Here is a 16107-nt window from a genome sequence, read left to right as displayed (position 1 = left end):
TCGGCTCCTCGGATCGGTCACGGCGCGAGGCCGGCGAGTAGGAGTTGCTTCCAGGACTGGTCGCCAGCGAGCTGGTACTGCCCGCCGGTCGAGCCGAAGGAGAGTGGGCTGCCGGCCGGGCCCAGCGCGACCCCGGTCGCGGGGTCGTAGCCGGCGACCGTGGCGGGGGAGACCGGCGGGGCGTCCCCGGCCGGTTCGTCCGACTCCGGCAGCGCCGGCCCGCCGGGCCGGGGCGGCGGCGGGTCCGTGCCGCCCGGGCGGGGGGCCGCCGCGCTGCCTCGGACGCTGGAGCCGCGGGCCGCCTCGGCCGAGGTGCAGCGGGTGGACCCGTCGTAGACGCAGGCGGGCGGGTCGGCGACGTTCAGCACGAGCCCGAAGTGCACGGTGCCGTCGCCGGGGGTGACGGTGAACGCGCCGTCGACCACCAGCGGATAGACCACCAGCAGTTGCTCGATGCCGGGCAGCCGCCGGGCGGCCACCCCGTTCACCGCGACCAGGTTGCCGAGCAGGGTGCCGATCGACGGGTCCAGGTCGCGCAGCAGGCCGACCAGTTCGGTGGCGGCGGCCGGCCCGTCGGCGAGGATCCGCCGCAGGTCCGGGTCCGCCGCCCTGACCGTCTCGGCGAGCCGGGCCAGCCCGTCCGCCCAGCGACGCAGCGCGGCCGCGGACTCCTGCTGGGTACGCAGCACCGTGCGCCCGTCCCGGATCAACGTCACGGTCTCCGGCAGCCGTACGGTCGCCTCGGCCAGCAGCGCGCCGCTCGCGTCGAGGATCCGGCGCAGTGCCGCCTCGTTGCCCTCGAAGGCGACGCCCAGCTCGTCGATCACCACCGCCAGGTCGTCAGGGTCGATGGAGCGGACCAGCGCGTCCAGGTTGGCCAGCAGGGTCTCCGGGGCCAGCGGGGTGCCGGTGCGGTCCCGGGGGATCACCGAACCGTCCCGCAGGTAGGGGCCGGTGTCGCGTTCGGGGCGCAGGTCGACGTACTGCTCGCCGACGGCGGAACGTTGCGAGACCACCGCGCGCAGCGCGTCGGGTACCCGGATTTCCTCGTCCAGCCGGAGGGTGACCCGGACCGCCCCGTCGTGCAGGTCGACCGCCTCGACCCGGCCGACCGGGAAACCCCGGTAGCTGACCGACGCGTTCGGGAAGATGCCCCCGGAGTCGGCGAAGTCGGCGTGCACCAGATAGCCGTGGCCGAGCAGCCGGTCGCCGAGCCCGACGTAGCGGACCGCGACGTAGCTGATCCCGAGCACGCTGACCACCAGGAACGCCAGTACCTGGAGCCGGGCGGTACGTCCGATCACCGCAGCAACCCCCCGCCGAGTACGTCGAGCAGCCCGCCGGTCCGCCCGTTCGTCGCCCCGTCCGGCGGCGGCAGTAGGCAGCCGGGGGAGAGGACGGCGCCCAGCGGCAGTTTGGTGCCGGGCGGGAAGATGGTGCCCGGCGGCACCACACCACCAGGTGGCAGCAGCCCGCCCGGCGGCAGCAGCGACCCGGGACGGAGCAGTTCACAGCCGGGCGGCAGCTCGCACTCGGGCAGCAGCGGCGGCAGCCAGTCGATCGGCAGCAGCCCGCCGACCGGCAGACAGATCGGTGGCAGTACGCCGGGCAGCAGCGGACCGACCCCGCCCGGCCGCCCGTCGCCGCTGCCGCCGGGGCGCTGCCCGCCGCCGGTCGCACCGGGGCGGTTGCCGCTGGTGGTGCCACCGGGCCGGGTCCCGCCCTTCGACGGCGGCTTCGCCACCGGCTTGGCCGAGAAGAGGTTCGACAGGATGGTCGCGGCGTCCAGGTCGGCGGTGAGCGACAGGTTGATGTAGTCGCCGACGATCGCCCCGGTGACGTTCGGCGGGAACGGGTACGACAGCATGAAGTCGAGCGACTTCGGCAGCGCGTCGCCGGCCCGGACGAGTTGTTCGAGCGTCGGTTGCAGGGCCCGCACGCTCGCCACCAGGTCCTCCCGGCTCTCGGTGACCACCCGGGCGCCCACCCGACCCAGTTCGCCGAGGGCGGTCACCGCCTCGCTGAGCTGCTCCCGCTGCTCGGCCAGCACCGTCAGGCCGGGGTCGAGCGCAAAGAGCGCGTCACCGATCACGACCCGCTGCCGGGCCAGCCGATCCGTCAACCGGTCCAGCGCGTCCACCGCGCGGACCAGATCCGCCTTCTGCCGGTCCAGCCCGGTCACGAAGGTGTCCAACTGGCGCAGCGCGTCCCGGGCAGCCGGCTCCCGACCCTGCAACGCGGCGGCGAGTTCCTGGTTGATCGTCTTGACCTGGGCGAGCCCGCCGCCGTTGAGCAGCAGCCCGAGCGCGGCGAGCACCTCCTCGACCTCGGCCGACCGCTTCGTCCGGGCCAGCGGGATCACCGCGTCATCGGCGAGCTGCCCGGCGGGTGGCTCGGTGACCGGGGCGGCCAGCGCGACGTACTTCTCGCCGAGCAGGCTGGTCTGCCGGACCGCGGCGGTGGCGTTGCCGGGCAGCGTCACGGTGCGGTCGATGTCGAGCCGGACCAGGGCGGTCCAGCCGCGCAGCGATATCTCCCGCACGCTGCCGACGGTGACGTCGTTGACCTTGACGGACGCCTGCGGCACCAGGTCGAGCACGTCGGTGAACTCGGCCGTCACCTGGTACGCCGGCCCGTCCGGCGCCCCGCCGGGCAGCGGCAGGTCGGCCAGGTCCGGGGTGGTGCAGCCGGTCGCCCCGACGGTCGCCGCCAGCAGCGCCGCGACCGCCCGCGTCACCGTCCGCCCGCCCCGGAAGCGGGTCACCGTCCGCCCGCTTCCGAGCCGCGTCACCGTCCGCCCGCCCCCGAGCCGGGGCGTCGGACGAGCCTCGGAAAAGACCGGCCGGCTCATCGGAGACCTCGCAGGATGCCGCCCAGCGTGCGGTCGAGCGACACCTCCGGCCCCGGCGCTCCCGGTGCGGGCGCCGCCGTACCGTCGCCGGTGGCCGGCGGCTGCGGCACCGCCGGTGCGGGCTTGCCGGAGGGCGGCAGGTTGAGCAGCTTGCGCAGCTCCTCCGGCAGCGGGAGTCGCTTCAGGTTGAGGGTCTCGGCCAGCTCGAAGCAGCGCTTGGGCACCTTCGGCGCCGGCAGCGCGTCGGCCAGGGTGGCGCAGACGTACGCGGCCGGGTCGTACGGGCCGAGCAGGTTGTCCCGGGTGTCCAGGGTGCCGGACCGGGCGTTGTAGGCCAGGTTCAGGTTGGAGAGCGTCAGCGGTGCCACGTCCAGGATCTTGATGAGCGCCTTCTGCTGCCGGACCAGCACGTTCGTCACGTCCGCCAGCGCGTCCACGTTGGATTTCAGGACCGCCCGGTTGTCCCGGACGAACCGGGTGACCTCGCCGAGCGCGGTAGCCAGGTTGCGCAGCGCGGCGGCCAGGTCGCCCCGTTCGGCGGCGAGCTGGGTGGCCACGTCGGCGAGCCGGGAGTTGAACGCCCGCACCTGCTGGTCGCTGCGGGCCAGCGCGGTGGTGAACCGTTGCAGGTTCGCCACCGTGCCGAACAGGTCCTGCCGCCCGTCGGCGAGGGTGTCCAGGGCCCGGGAGAGCCCGTCCAGGGTGTCGTGCAGGTTGTCGCCGTTGCCGGCCAGGTTGGCCCGGGCGGTGCCGAGCAGGTCGTCCAGCGCGCCGTCGGCGTTGGCACCGTCCGGCCCGAGCGCCCGGTTGAACTCGTCGAGCGCCCGGTAGATGTCGTCGATCTCCATCGGCGCCATCGTCCGGTCCACCGGCAGCTCCGCGCCGTCGGGCAGCCGGGCGCCGCCGGAGAAGGCCGGGGTGAGCTGGACGTACCTGTCGCTGACCAGGCTCGGCGGCACGATCACCGCCGACGCGTCGGCCGGGATGTCGTGCCGGGCGTCGTAGCGCAGCTCCAGCCGGACGGTACGACCGGCCGGGGAGATCGAGACGACCTCACCGATCCGCACCCCGAGCACCCGTACGTCGGAGCCGGGGTGGATGCCGACCGCCCGGGCGAAGTGCGCGACGAGGCGACGCTGCGGGGTGCCCTGGTGCAGCACCACGAACGCGGTCGCGGCGGCCACCACCACGGTCACCCCGGCGGCGAGCAGCGCCCGCCGACGGTTCGGTGGAGCGAGGAACCGGCGCATCAGCGACCTCCCGTCGGCACGTACGGCTGGAGCAGCCCGCGAAGGTACGAGTCGAACCACCGGCCGTTGCCCAGCACGTTGGTGAACGCGTCGAGGAACGGTCCCATCGTCTGCAACGTCCGCTCCAGGTCGTCGCGGTTGCGTTGCAGGGTGGCCACCACCCCGCGCAACTGGCGCAGCGTCGGCTCCAGCGTGGCGCGGTTGTCAGCGACCAGCCCGGAGAGCTGGGTCGAGAGGTCCCGGGTGCCGACCAGCAGCTCGTGGATCGCGTCCCGCCGTCGGTGCACCTCGTCGAGCAGCAGCGTCCCGTCGGCGACCAGCCGGCGGAACTCCTCGTCCCGGTTCGCCAGTACGTCGGTGACGCCACGGGCCCGCTCCAGCAGCTCGCGCAGCTCGGCGTCCCGGCTGGCGACCGTGCGGGAGAGCCGGGAGAGCCCGTCCAGCGAGGCGCGCACACTGCCCGGCGTGTCGGCGAAGGTCTCCGCGAGGGTGGTGAACGCGGTCGCCAACTGGGCGGCGTCGATCTCGTCGAGCGTGCCGGCCAGCCCGGTGACCGCCTGCATCACGTCGAACGGCGACGCCGTGCGGGAAAGCGGGATCTCCGCGTCCTCGGCCAGCCGGCCCGGCCCGGCCGGGGTCAGCGCCAGATACTTCTGGCCGAGCACCGTCTTGATCCGGATGGTCGCGCCGGTGTCCCGGCCGAGCCGCAGCTCACCGTCGTCTATCCGGAACCGCACCCGGACGTACGGGCCGGTGCCGTTCCGGGCCAGGTCGACCTCGGTCACCTCGCCGACGCGTACCCCGGCGACCCGGACCTCGTTCCCCTCGGCCAGCCCGCTGGCGTCCCGGAACGCCGCCGCGTACGCCGGGTTGCCGAGCGAGGAGAGGTCGTCCAGCCGGAACGCCGTCAGCAGCAGGCCGGTCAGCACCACCAGCCCGACCGCGCCGACGGCGACGAGATTGCGCTCCCGGAACGGTTTCACCGGGCACCTCCTGATCCGGCGCAGCGGGCGGCCTGGGAACTGAACGTGGCCGGGTTGACGCCCTGCCCGCCGAGCGTCAGCCGGCCGTCGAAGTCGCAGACGAAGAGGTTGAGCCAGGAGCCGTGCGAGGCGACCCGGGTCAGCGCCTCGTACCGGTCGGGCAGCCGGCCGAGGGTGCCGTCGATGACCGCCGCGTTCCGGTTGAGGGTGCCGGCCAGTTCGCCGAGTTCGGTCACGTCGGCGGCGAGCGCCGGCCGGGCGTCGGCGAGCAGCGCGGCGGTGCTGCCGGTGAGCTTGCCGAGGTTGACCAGCGCCGCGCCGATCGCCTCCCGGTCGCCGGCCAGTCCGGTGACGAACTGCTGCAACGAGCGGATCGTCTGATCGAGTTCGGCGTCCCGGTCCTCCAGGGTCGCCAGCACCGAGTTGAGGTTGGTGACCACCCGGCCGATCACCGCGTCCCGGTCGGCGAGGGTGTTGGTCAGCGAGGCGGTGTGCGCGAGCAGGCTGGAGACGGTCCCGCCCTCGCCCTGTAGCACCTGGATGATCTCGTACGCCAGCTTGTTGACGTCCTCCGGGGTCAGCGCGGTGAACAGCGGCCGGAACCCGTTGAAGAGCGTGGTCAGGTCGAGGGCCGGAGTGGTCTGGCCGATCGGGATCAGCCCGTCCGGGCGCAGCGGCGCTCCGCCGCCCGGGCCCTCGGCGAGCGCGACGTACCGCTGGCCGATCAGGTTGCGGTACCGGATCTTCGCTCGCACGGTGGTGCGGAGCGGCACCTCCTCGGTCAGCGTCAGGGTCACCTCGGCGACGCTGTTGTCCACCACCCGGATCCCGTCGACCTGGCCCACCCGGACCCCGGCGATCCGGACGTCGTCGCCGGGGAGCAGGCCGGTGACGTCGGTGAACCGGGCCCGGTAGCTGGTGCCGCCGAAGGAGAAGGAGCCGAGCGCCTGCCCGAGCAGCCCGGTGAGCAGCAGCGTCACCGTGGCGAACGCGACCAGCTTGATCAGCGGTCCGACCGGTATCCGTCTCATCTGACGTTCACCACCGCTCCGCGCAGCAGCGGACCCCAGAGCAGCACGGCGATGTCGGGTACCTGCACCGGCAGGGTGTCGGTGGCGGCTCCGATGATCGGCTTGAGCAGGTTCTGTTCCTCCTCGGTGCCGGCGGATCCCATCGCCGGTGGGTTGCCGGCCGACGGGTTGCCACCGGTGGCGGTGGCCGTGCCGGGCTGCGGTTTGCCGACCGGCAGCTTGACCGGGCCGGGGCGGGAGCCGCCGTGGTCGTAGCCGTCCTCGACCCGCACCTCCGGGGCCGGTGGCGTCGGGTTCGGCAGTTCCCGGCACTGCGGGCCGGTCGAGGCGCCGTACGCCGGGGCGTCCCGACCGGGCTGGTAGGCGCCGTTGTCCCGGGTGACCTCGAGGGTCACGTGCATCCGGCCGTTCCGGAACACCTCCTCGGCCAGCGGCTGCGCCCCTACCAGCCCCTCCATCAGGCACGGATATTCCGGGGCGTACGCGGCCAGCAGTTCCAGCACCGGCCGGCCCAGCTCGCCGAGCCGGATCACCTGGTCACCGTGCCGGTCCAGGAAAAGCCGGCCCACGTCGGCGGCGTCGGTGGACTCGGCGAGGAAGGCCGCGAGCTGGGTCCGCTGGTCGGCGACGGTCCGCGCGGTCGGGGTGACGTCCCGGAGGATGGCCAGCAGGTCCGGCAGGGCCGCGTCGTAGGAGTCCAGCACCACCGCGAGCCGCCGGACGTCCTCGGTGAGCGCCGGCAGCTCGCGGTTGAGTTCGCTGAGGTAGGTGTCGAGGGTCTCCAGGGTCCGCCCGAGCTGCTCGCCGCGACCGTCCAGCGCGGTGGCCAGCGCGGCGAGCGTGCTGGCCAGCTTGTCCGGCCGGATCGACTGGAGCAGCGGCAGCGCCTCGTCGAGTACCCGTTCCAGCTCGACCCCGTTGCGGCTGCGGTCCTGGCTGATCACCGCACCGGCCCGCAGCGGAGCGGCGGTGGAGCCGGCCGGGGCGACCAGCGCCACGTACCGCTCGCCGAAGAGGGTCTTCGGCAGCAGCCGGGCGGTGACGTCGGCCGGTACCTGCCCGATCCGGTCCGGGTCGAGCGCGAGCCGCAGCCGGGCCTGTGCCCCGTCGCTGCCGACCTCGCGTACCTCGCCGATCGGTACGCCGCGCAGCTTCACCTCTGCACCGGGGTTGAGCTGCATCCCGGTCTGGGCGGTGTAGAGGGTCACCCAGGCGACCGGGGTGAAGACCTTGCGGTATTGCAGGACGGCCAGCGACAGCGCCGCGCCGAGCAGCACGACGAAGACGAGACCGAGGACGCGCCGGCCCAGCGGCGACCCGCGATGCTCCATGCTCACCTGTTCACCCCGCGATCCGTACGGTCGTGGTCGCGCCCCAGATGGCCAGCGACAGGAAGAAGTCGACGATGTTGATCGCCACGATGGCGGTACGCACGGCGCGGCCGACCGCCATCCCGACCCCGGCCGGCCCGCCGCTGGCGTGGTAGCCGTAGTGGCAGTGCACCAGCACGACGATCACGCTGAACACCAGCACCTTGCCGAACGACCAGAGCACGTCCACCGGAGGCAGGAAGAGGTGGAAGTAGTAGTCGTAGGTGCCCGCCGACTGTCCGAAGTAGAAGACCGCGATGCCTCTGGTGGCCAGGTAGCTGGAGAGCAGGCCGATCACGTACAGCGGGATGACGGCGACGAAGCCGGCGATCATCCGGGTGGTGACCAGGAACGGCAGCGAGGACACGCCCATCACCTCGAGGGCGTCGACCTCCTCGGAGATCCGCATCGCGCCGAGCTGGGCGGTGAAGCCGGAGCCGACCGTCGCCGACAGCGCCAACCCGGCGACCAGCGGGGCGATCTCCCGGGTGTTGAAGTAGGCCGAGATGAAGCCGGTGAACGCGCTGCTGCCGAGCTGGTCCAGCGCCTGGTAGCCCTGGAGCCCCACCTCGGTGCCGGTGAAGAAGGTCAGGAAGCAGATCACCCCGACGGTGCCACCGGCGACCGCGAGCGCGCCGCGACCGAAGCTGATCTCGGCGAGCAGCCGCACCACCTCCCGGCGGTAGCGGTGCAGGGCCCGGGGGGTCCAGGCGAACGCCCGCAGGTAGAACGCGAGCTGGCCGCCGAGGTTGTCCAGGGTACGCAGCATCGGCATCTCACATCCCCCGCTGCGGCACGAGCTGGAAGTAGACCGCGGTGATCACGAAGTTCAGCGCGAAGAGCAGCATGAAGGTGAGTACGACGCTCTGGTTGACCGCGTCGCCGACCCCCTTGGGCCCGCCTCTCGCCGTCATCCCGTGGTACGACGCCACCAGCGCGGCCACCGCGCCGAACAGCACCGCCTTCACCTCGCCGACGGCCAGGTCGGAGAGTTGCCCCAGCGCCTGGAAACTCGCCAGGTACGCCCCCGGGGTGCCGCCCTGCATCACCACGTTGAAGAAGTAGCCGCCGGCCACCCCGACGACGCTGACCAGCCCGTTGAGCAGCGCCGCGACGAGTGCGGCGGCGACGATCCGGGGCGCCACGAGCCGGTGCACCGGGTCGATCCCGAGCACCTCCATCGCGTCCAGCTCCTCGCGGATCTTCCGGGCACCGAGGTCGGCGCAGATCGCCGAGCCGCCCGCCCCGGCGATGATCAACGCGGTCACGATGGGGCTCGCCTCGCGTACCACGGCCAGTACCGAGGTGGCGCCGGTGAACGACTGGGCGCCGAGCTGGCGTACCAGGGAACCGAGCTGTAGTGCGATCACCGCACCGAACGGGATCGCCACCAGCGCGGCCGGCAGGATCGACACCGAGCTGATGAACCAGGCCTGCTGCACGAACTCGCGGACCTGGAACGGCCGCCGGAACAGCCCGCGCAGCGCGTCGAGACAGAACGCGAAGAAGTAGCCGGGGCCGCGCAGCCCGGCCGCCACCCGGGTCGGCTGGCTCATCGCAGCGCCTCGGTCGGCTGCCACACGCTGCCCTGTACGCCCCGGAACGAGCCGGCCGGGGGTGTGACGCCGTGCTCCTCGCACCATCGGCCCGGCGGCTGCTCGGCGGCCCGGGGCCGCCCGTCCGAGGGGGCGAGTTGCAGCGGGATCGGCGGCAGCGGCGGCAGCTCCACCCCGGCCTCGGCCTCGGCACGCAGCTCGTCGGAGTCCTTCTCCTCGGCCATCCCGATCGGGCCGATCCGCTGCGCGTTGAGGAACTGCCGGACCACCGGCTCGGTGCTGGAGAGCAGCATCTCGCGCGGCCCGAACATGGCCAGGTGACCGTGGTAGATCAGCCCGATGTTGTCCGGCACCGTGCGGGCGGTGTTGATGTCGTGCGTGACGATCAGGAACGTCGCACCGGTCTGCTGGTTGAGGTCGATGATGAGCTGGTTCAGGTACGCGGTGCGGACCGGGTCGAGCCCGGAGTCCGGCTCGTCGAAGAGGATGATCTGCGGGTCGAGCACCAGCGCCCGGGCCAGCCCGGCGCGCTTGCGCATGCCGCCGGAGATCTCGCCCGGCAGCTTCCGCTCCGCGCCGAGCAGCCCGACCATCTCCAGCTTCTCGTGCACCACCGCCCGGATCTGCGACTCCGACTTGCGGGTGTGCTCGCGCAGCGGAAAGGCGACGTTGTCGTAGATGTTCATCGAGCCGAACAGCGCGCCGTCCTGGAACAGCACGCCGAAGAGCTTGCGGACCTCGCAGAGGGCGCGTTCGGAGAGCCGGGGGAGGTCCTGACCCTCGATCCAGATCGCCCCACGGTCCGGCTTCAGCAGCCCGACCAGCGTCTTGAGGAAGACGGACTTGCCGGTGCCGGAGGGGCCGAGCAGCACCGAGATCTCGCCCGCCGGCAGGGTCAGACTGACGTCGGACCAGACCGGTTGCCCGCCGAAGGACTTCGTCAGCCCCTCGACCCGTACCTCGACGCCCATCCGCACACCCGCCCGCCGCAGCTTCCGGCGGACCGTCCGTCCACCGCCGTCTCTGGTGGACATCGCGCGGGGCGCGCCGTGCGTAACAGCGGTGGCCGGTAATTCTTCGACCACTTTCCGTGGGTACGCCGGTGAGCCGCCGGCTCGACGTCGGAGAACCGCCCCCGCCGGTGGTGCTATCGGGCGGCTCCCGCTACGGTGCGGTTAACCCGCCGGTAACTCCAGGCGTGGTACCGGACGAAGGTGTGGCCCCGACGAAGGTGCGACCGCATACATGACCGCAGCACCCGAGACAGATCTTGTCGCGCGCGCGGCTCGACGCGACCCCGAGGCGACGGCGGCACTGCTCACCGAGGTCCGCCCCGGCCTGGTCCGGTACTGCCGGGCCCGGCTCGGCCGGATCGGCGGCGCGTACGCCACCGCCGACGACGTGGCCCAGGAGGTCTGCCTGGCGGTACTCCGGGCGCTGCCCCGCTACCGGGACCAGGGCAGGCCGTTCTCCGCCTTCCTCTACACCATCGCCGCGCACAAGGTCGCCGACGCGCAGCGGGCCGCCATCCGCGACTCGGCCGTCACCACGGACGGTCCGTTGCCGGACGAGCCGGACGCCGAACCCGGCCCCGAACAGCGGGCCGTCGCCACCGACCTCGCCCGGCGGCTCTCCGCACTGCTCGCTCGGCTGCCCGAGCTGCACCGGGAGATCGTCCTGCTTCGAGTGGCGGTCGGTCTCACCGCCGACGAGGTCGGCCTCATCGTGGGAATGTCGGCCGCCGCCGTCCGGGTGACCCAGTCCCGCGCCCTGGCCCGGCTCCGCGCGCTGGCCGGCACCGCCCTGGACGAGGTCGCCGCATGAGTACGCTACGAAGCGGTGCAGAGCGAGACGACGGTACGGACGAGCGCGGCGGCGCCGTGCCGGGGCGGGATGGGACGTTGACCGGCCGGGACGGCGAGTCTGGATGGAGTGCCGAGCGGGCAGCGGCGCGCCGGTCCTCGGCCCAGCCGCACCAGCCCACCGGCCCGGACCTCGATCTTCACCTCCATCCGTCGGCCGTTCCCGATCCGGCGGCGGATTCCGATCCGACGACCGTTCCCGATCCGGCGGTGGTCGCGGCGGACGACCTGCTGCTCGACACGTGGGGACGGGGAGCGTCGGCGGTCGGCGACGACCCGCTGGCCGGGCTGCTCACCGCCTGGCGCGCGGAACTCGACACCGATCTGCCGGCGTTCGACCTCGACGCCGCGTTCGTCCTGACCAGGCCTCAGCAGGTCGGACAGGGCCCGGACGGCATCCGCCCGCCCCGTACCGCGGTCCCCGTCCGCCGACCCCGCCCCGGTGCTTCCGCGAGCCGGCTGCCGGCCGGACGTCGCCCCGGCGCCGGTCCGGCGGGCTCCGCACGGAAAGCCGCCGGGCGACCGGGTCCGTCCCGCCCACCGGTGCGCCCCGGCTTGCTCGTCCGCCGACTCGTCCTGTCCAGCGTGGTCGGTGTCGTCGTGACCGCCCTGCTCGGGCTCGGCGTCAACCACGCGGGGCCGACCAGCCCGCTCTGGCCGGTCGCGTCGGCGGTCTATCCGGACCGGTCCGCGGTCCGCGCTGCCGAGCACACCATCCAACTCGCCCGGGAGGCGGTGGCGGAGCGCCGCTACGCCGAGGCGCGTGCGGAACTGGACCGCGCGGCCGTGCAGGTGACCGAGATCCGCGACTCGGCGGAGGCCGGGCGACTGCGTACCGAGATCGAGCGGGTCCGGCTCGGACTGCCCGGGTCGGCGGACCGGTCGGAGGCGCCTACCGGTGAGGCTCCTCCGGTCCGACCGGTGCCACCGACACCGGGTGCCGGGCGTACCCCGGCTCCGGCGCGTTCCCCTGGAGATGGGGCACCGCCGACGGTGCGGTCCGCTCCGGCGCCGCCGCCACCGGCGAGCCCGTCGCGCCGGGAGGTACTGCCGCTGCCGGTACCCGTGCTGCCGTCGCTGCTGCCGTCCGGGCTGCCGCTGCTGCCCAGCGGCGGCTGCGTGCTGCTCTGCCCACCCGACTGACCCGGCCCCCGGGGTGACCACGCCCTGCCCGGAGAAGCTCGCCGAGCGGCCACTCGCGGCAGGAGGGATCGATGGCCGGCGGTAGTCTGACGGACAGTGCCGGGAACGCCGCCCGACGCATCCGTCCGACCTAGCCCGGAGGATGACGATGGACCAGGCAACGTCGCTGCCCTCGCCGGCCCGGCCCGGCATCCGATGGTTGCTGGCCGCGTTCCTGCTGGCGGTGGCGGCCGGCGTCCTACTGCTGTTCCTGCCGGTCACGACCGTCCTGGAGGCCACCCGCGACAGCGGGGCCGCCCATCCGATGATCGGGGTTCGCGAGGTGCGGCAGCCCCTCGTGCAGGCCGAGGGGTGGGGTGTGGTGCTGCTGTTGCTGGTCCCGGTGCTGCTCTGCGCGATGCCGCTGCTCGGCACCGGGGCTGCCAGGTTCCCGCTGACGGTCGCCGCCGTGCTGCTGCTCGGGCTGGGTGTCCTGGTGAGCCTCGCCTCGCTTGGGCTCTTCTACCTGCCCAGCCTGGTGCTGCTGGTGGTCGCCGCCGTACGGATGTCCGCCGGGACCGCCAGGTCGACGAGCTGAGGCGGTGCCGCGGGGGTCAGCCGGCGCGCTCTTCGACGCAGAAGACGTTTCCCTCGGTGTCGGCAAGTACGACGTACCGGAGGCGGGTCCCCGGTGGCTCCGGGCCATCGTCGGTGGGGTAGTACGGCCAGTCGACCCGCCGATCACCCCCAGCGAGATCTGGCTGATCCTCGTCATGCCGGGGAGCCTAACCGGAGACAGCAGTGTGGGGGGGGGGGGGGGGGGGGGGGGGGGCGGCCCCCGGGGGGCGGCGGGGGGGGCGGGGGGGGGGGCGCCCGGGGGGGGGGGGGGGGCGGGCCGCCCCCCCCGCCACAGGGGCGGTGCTCCGGTGTTCGGGTCAGTCCGCGCTCCCGAACACCGGCGGCACCGTACCCAACCCACACCCAGGGTCAGCCGGTCGAGCAGCTCGCGGTTGGTGTGGTGTTGTTGCCGTTCTTGTAGAGCGTGATACCGAAGTTGTTGCCGTTGCCGTTCGGACGCGCCGTGAGGGTGCCGCTGGTGCCGCTGATCGAGGCGTTCCAGCTGTTCTGCAAGCTCTGGCTGCCGTTCGTGCGGATGCTGACGACCCAGTTGCTGGCGCCACTGACCGAGAAGGTCGTGTTGAACCGGTCGCTCCACTCGTCGGCCCGGCTCACGCTGACCGAGCAGTTACCGCCGCCCGGCGGCGGGGTGGTGGGGTTGGGACCCGGGTTGCCTCCACCGCCTTCCCGGACGGTGATGTCGGAGCTTCCCTGGCTCTGGTAGCCCTCGGTGGCCATGACCTGGTAGGCCCAGCTGGTGCCGAGGTTCAGGCCGGCGCGGGCCCAGGCGTCCATGTGGTTGCCGAAGGTGATCGTACCGCTGCTGCGCTTCTGCTGCCGGACGCTCCAGAACTGGTAGAACGTGGCGGTGCCGTCGATCGACGGCTGGTTGACCCGCTGGCTGCGGAGGATGTCGTAGGTGCCACCATCGGTGGTTACCGTGCCCATCCGGGTGGCGCCGCTGCTCGGGTTGTAGCTGCCGAAGTTCTCCACCACGTAGTACTCGATGAGCGGGTTCCGCGTCCATCCGTACAGGGCGAGGTAGGTGTTGTTGTTGCCCGGGTTGTAGGTGCCCGAGTAGCTGACAGTCCGCCGGCTGCCGCTGGACCAGCCCTTGCCGCCGACCCAGTTGTTGGTGCTCCTGCTCCACGAGCTGGAGTACCGGCCGTTCTCGCGCAGCACCATGCAGGCGTCGCCGCTGTCCTTCCAGAACGAGAAGTAGAACCCGTTGTGCGTGCCGGTGCTGTTCGAGCAGACCTGCCGGTCGGCCTCGGCGTGCGCGCTGGGGGCCAGCGCCGTGCCGCTGACCGCCAGCGCCAGGGCGCAGGCGGCACCGAAGAGCAGCCGGATGCGGCGCCTTCTCGGTCTGGTGGGGGTGTGGTGCGTGTCGTTCATCTAGCTGCTTCCTCCTCGTGGTGGCTGGCGGGGGCCAGCGGCGCGGTACGACCCGGCAGGGCTGTCAGCCCCCGGCAACGGGCACCGGGCGCCAGCGTCGTACGGCGCGGTGGTGGTGGACCGGTCGTCGCGCGGTCGACAACCGGAGGAGCGGTACGTGGTGGTAAGCCATCGACAGTTATGGAGGTCTGCCGATGGCGACAGTATTGGTCGGGTTCCGGTCACATGTCAACGCTTCCCGGAAATATTGCGGAAACCCTCTGCTGGTAGCGATTCGCTCCGAGGTTGTTTCAGCAGGTCAGTGTGCCGGCTGACCGGTCGGGGCAGCGGCTCGTCGGCCGGAATGACAGTCGGGTACCCGAGATCCGGAGGGGCGTGACCGAAAGTTACGGAGAACTTCCGGACCATGTCGCGGTCGGATGAGGCCGGGAGCGGACTCGGGGAAGGAACTCGCGGGTGGCGGCCCGGCCGCCACCCGCGAGTGCTGGTCCTGATCGGACGACGTGCGCGCTCAGCCCCAGTTCTGCGGTGCCGGCTGCCGGGTGGTGACGTTGATCCGGTTGAAGAAGTTGGTGGTGGCGATCCAGAGCACGAGGGCGGCGAGTTCCCGCTCGTCGAAGTGCTTGGCCGCCTCGTCCCAGATCTCGTCCGGCACGGCGTCGGCCCGGTCGGCCATCCGGGTGGCCGCCTCGGCGAGGGCCAACGCCGCGCGTTCGGCGTCGGTGAAGTACGGCGTCTCCCGCCAGGCCGCCACCGCGAAGAGCCGTTCGTCGGTCTCGCCGTTCTTCTTCGCCGCCCGGGCGCCGCCGTCCACGCATGGCCCGCACCCGTTGATCTGGCTGGCCCGCAGGTGTACCAACTCCAGCGTCGACGCCGGCAGGCCGACCGAGTGGCTCTCCTTGTAGAGCAGGTTGACCGCCTTGACCGCCTCCGGCAGGAGCGCGGCGGGGTTGTTGATCCGTGCCTGCATGACTGTCTCCCTACGATCCCGATGCTGGCCGGTGCTGCTGTCACACCGACCCGTTCCGATCCGTCGCTGTGTTGACGAACCCGGGGAGCGAGCTGTGACAAACATGGCATAGCTCACAATGCGGGCAGGGAACGGCGAAGTGAGGGCTCTACCGTGACTGAGAAGGACCTGCTGGCCGAGCGGTTCGAGGCGAACCGGCCGCAGTTGCGCGCCGTGGCGTACCGGATGCTCGGGTCGTCGGCCGAGGCGGACGACGCGGTCCAGGAGGCGTGGCTGCGGCTGAGCCGGACCGACACCACCGAGGTCGACAACCTCGGCGCCTGGCTGACCACCGTGGTCGGCCGGATCTGCCTGGACATGCTCCGGTCCCGTGGCTCCCGCCGCGAGGAGCCGTTCGACGCCCGTACCGTCGAACCGGTCGCCACCTCCGACCAGGCCGACCCGGAGCGGGAGGCGATGCTGGCCGACTCGGTCGGCCTCGCGCTGCTGGTCGTGCTGGAAACCCTCACCCCGGCCGAACGGCTCGCCTTCGTCCTGCACGACCTGTTCGCGGTCTCCTACGACGAGATCGCCCCGATCGTCGGGCGCAGTCCTGCCGCGTCCCGGCAGCTCGCCAGCCGGGCCCGCCGACGGGTCCAGGCGGATGCCGCCACCCCGGAGGCGGATCTGCCGCGCCAGCGGGGGATCGTCGACGCCTTCCTCACCGCCGCGCGCGGCGGTGAGGTCAGCACACTGCTCACCCTGCTCGACCCGGACGTGGTGATCCGGCCCGACGGCGTCGCCGCCCGGCTCGCCGGTCGCGCGCAACTGCGCGGCGCGCAGAGCGTTGCCGACTTCTTCGCCGGCCGGGCCGGGGGCGCGCGGACGGCTGTCGTCGACGGCGCCCCGGGCGCCGTGGTGGTGCTGCACGGCCAGCTCCGGCTCGCGCTCAGCTTCATCGTCCGCGAGGGCCGGATCATCGGCATCGACGTGGTAGCCGACCCGGAGCAGTTGTGCGAACTCGACATCACGACGACCGGCTCCGAGTCCGGCGGAGCTGACCGGTGACTCAGGCCGGTCCGCTGCGCTGCGAGAGCGGCCGAGGCCGCCGGCCGCCCGG

15 protein-coding genes are annotated in these 16107 nt (G+C 72.8%); 4 read left to right on the top strand and 11 right to left on the bottom strand.

Features of this window, described 5'->3' with window-relative positions; all coding sequences use genetic code 11:
* Positions 1-17: 17 nt before the first annotated feature.
* The 9 genes from R6Y94_RS15455 to R6Y94_RS15415 are packed head-to-tail and all read right to left on the bottom strand — an operon-like array spanning position 18 to position 10075.
* A complete protein-coding gene (locus tag R6Y94_RS15455; RefSeq protein WP_318396543.1) occupies positions 18-1304 on the bottom strand; it encodes an MCE family protein in 1287 nt (428 codons plus the stop codon).
* Positions 1301-2791 carry an MCE family protein gene (locus R6Y94_RS15450; RefSeq protein WP_318396542.1) on the bottom strand — a complete coding sequence of 497 codons (1491 nt, stop codon included), beginning with the start codon at positions 2789-2791 and terminating at the stop codon, positions 1301-1303. The genes R6Y94_RS15455 and R6Y94_RS15450 overlap by 4 nt, the downstream gene beginning before the upstream one ends.
* A gap of 56 nt (positions 2792-2847) precedes the next feature.
* Positions 2848-4101 (bottom strand): MCE family protein, encoded by a 1254-nt coding sequence (locus tag R6Y94_RS15445; protein ID WP_318396541.1) that lies wholly within the window; start codon positions 4099-4101, stop codon positions 2848-2850.
* On the bottom strand, positions 4101-5084 hold the full coding sequence (locus tag R6Y94_RS15440; protein WP_318396540.1) for an MCE family protein: 984 nt from the start codon (positions 5082-5084) through the stop codon (positions 4101-4103). The genes R6Y94_RS15445 and R6Y94_RS15440 overlap by 1 nt, the downstream gene beginning before the upstream one ends.
* On the bottom strand, positions 5081-6115 hold the full coding sequence (locus R6Y94_RS15435; RefSeq protein ID WP_318396539.1) for an MCE family protein: 1035 nt from the start codon (positions 6113-6115) through the stop codon (positions 5081-5083). The genes R6Y94_RS15440 and R6Y94_RS15435 overlap by 4 nt, the downstream gene beginning before the upstream one ends.
* Positions 6112-7446, bottom strand: a complete 1335-nt coding sequence (locus tag R6Y94_RS15430) for an MCE family protein (RefSeq protein ID WP_318396688.1) — start codon at positions 7444-7446, stop codon at positions 6112-6114. The genes R6Y94_RS15435 and R6Y94_RS15430 overlap by 4 nt, the downstream gene beginning before the upstream one ends.
* 10 nt (positions 7447-7456) lie before the next feature.
* Complete coding sequence (locus tag R6Y94_RS15425) at positions 7457-8260, bottom strand: ABC transporter permease (protein WP_318396538.1); 804 nt, start codon at positions 8258-8260, stop codon at positions 7457-7459.
* 1 nt (position 8261) lies between these two features.
* A complete protein-coding gene (locus tag R6Y94_RS15420; RefSeq protein ID WP_318396537.1) occupies positions 8262-9041 on the bottom strand; it encodes an ABC transporter permease in 780 nt (259 codons plus the stop codon).
* Positions 9038-10075, bottom strand: coding sequence for an ABC transporter ATP-binding protein (locus R6Y94_RS15415; RefSeq protein WP_318396536.1), 1038 nt, complete (start codon positions 10073-10075; stop codon positions 9038-9040). Before R6Y94_RS15415 ends, R6Y94_RS15420 begins: the two co-directional genes overlap by 4 nt.
* Before the next feature lie 211 nt (positions 10076-10286).
* On the opposite strand from R6Y94_RS15415, the gene shbA reads away from it, so the two are divergent.
* The 3 genes from shbA to R6Y94_RS15400 all read left to right on the top strand — a co-directional run bounded on the left by shbA (position 10287) and on the right by R6Y94_RS15400 (position 12623).
* Complete coding sequence (shbA, locus tag R6Y94_RS15410; RefSeq protein WP_318396535.1) at positions 10287-10865, top strand: RNA polymerase sigma factor ShbA; 579 nt, start codon at positions 10287-10289, stop codon at positions 10863-10865.
* Positions 10862-12046: a hypothetical protein gene (locus R6Y94_RS15405; RefSeq protein ID WP_318396534.1), complete on the top strand. Its 1185-nt coding sequence runs from the start codon at positions 10862-10864 to the stop codon at positions 12044-12046. The genes shbA and R6Y94_RS15405 overlap by 4 nt, the downstream gene beginning before the upstream one ends.
* Positions 12047-12194: 148 nt before the next feature.
* A complete protein-coding gene (locus R6Y94_RS15400) occupies positions 12195-12623 on the top strand; it encodes a hypothetical protein (RefSeq protein ID WP_318396533.1) in 429 nt (142 codons plus the stop codon).
* A 389-nt stretch (positions 12624-13012) separates the two neighbouring features.
* On the opposite strand, the gene R6Y94_RS15395 is transcribed toward R6Y94_RS15400, so the two are convergent.
* Complete coding sequence (locus R6Y94_RS15395) at positions 13013-14038, bottom strand: glycoside hydrolase family 11 protein (protein ID WP_318396532.1); 1026 nt, start codon at positions 14036-14038, stop codon at positions 13013-13015.
* Between the two features lie 511 nt (positions 14039-14549).
* Positions 14550-15008, bottom strand: coding sequence for a carboxymuconolactone decarboxylase family protein (locus tag R6Y94_RS15390; RefSeq protein ID WP_318396531.1), 459 nt, complete (start codon positions 15006-15008; stop codon positions 14550-14552).
* 153 nt (positions 15009-15161) lie between these two features.
* Here R6Y94_RS15390 and R6Y94_RS15385 point away from each other — a divergent pair, with 153 nt between their 5' ends.
* Positions 15162-16055: a sigma-70 family RNA polymerase sigma factor gene (locus tag R6Y94_RS15385; protein WP_318396530.1), complete on the top strand. Its 894-nt coding sequence runs from the start codon at positions 15162-15164 to the stop codon at positions 16053-16055.
* The last annotated feature ends 52 nt before the right edge of the window (positions 16056-16107 follow it).

The organism is Plantactinospora sp. KLBMP9567 (assembly GCF_033446045.1).
GTDB lineage: Bacteria > Actinomycetota > Actinomycetes > Mycobacteriales > Micromonosporaceae > Plantactinospora.
Note: the sequence above shows the minus strand (reverse complement) of the source record. Positions and strands in the feature narration are given on the sequence as shown.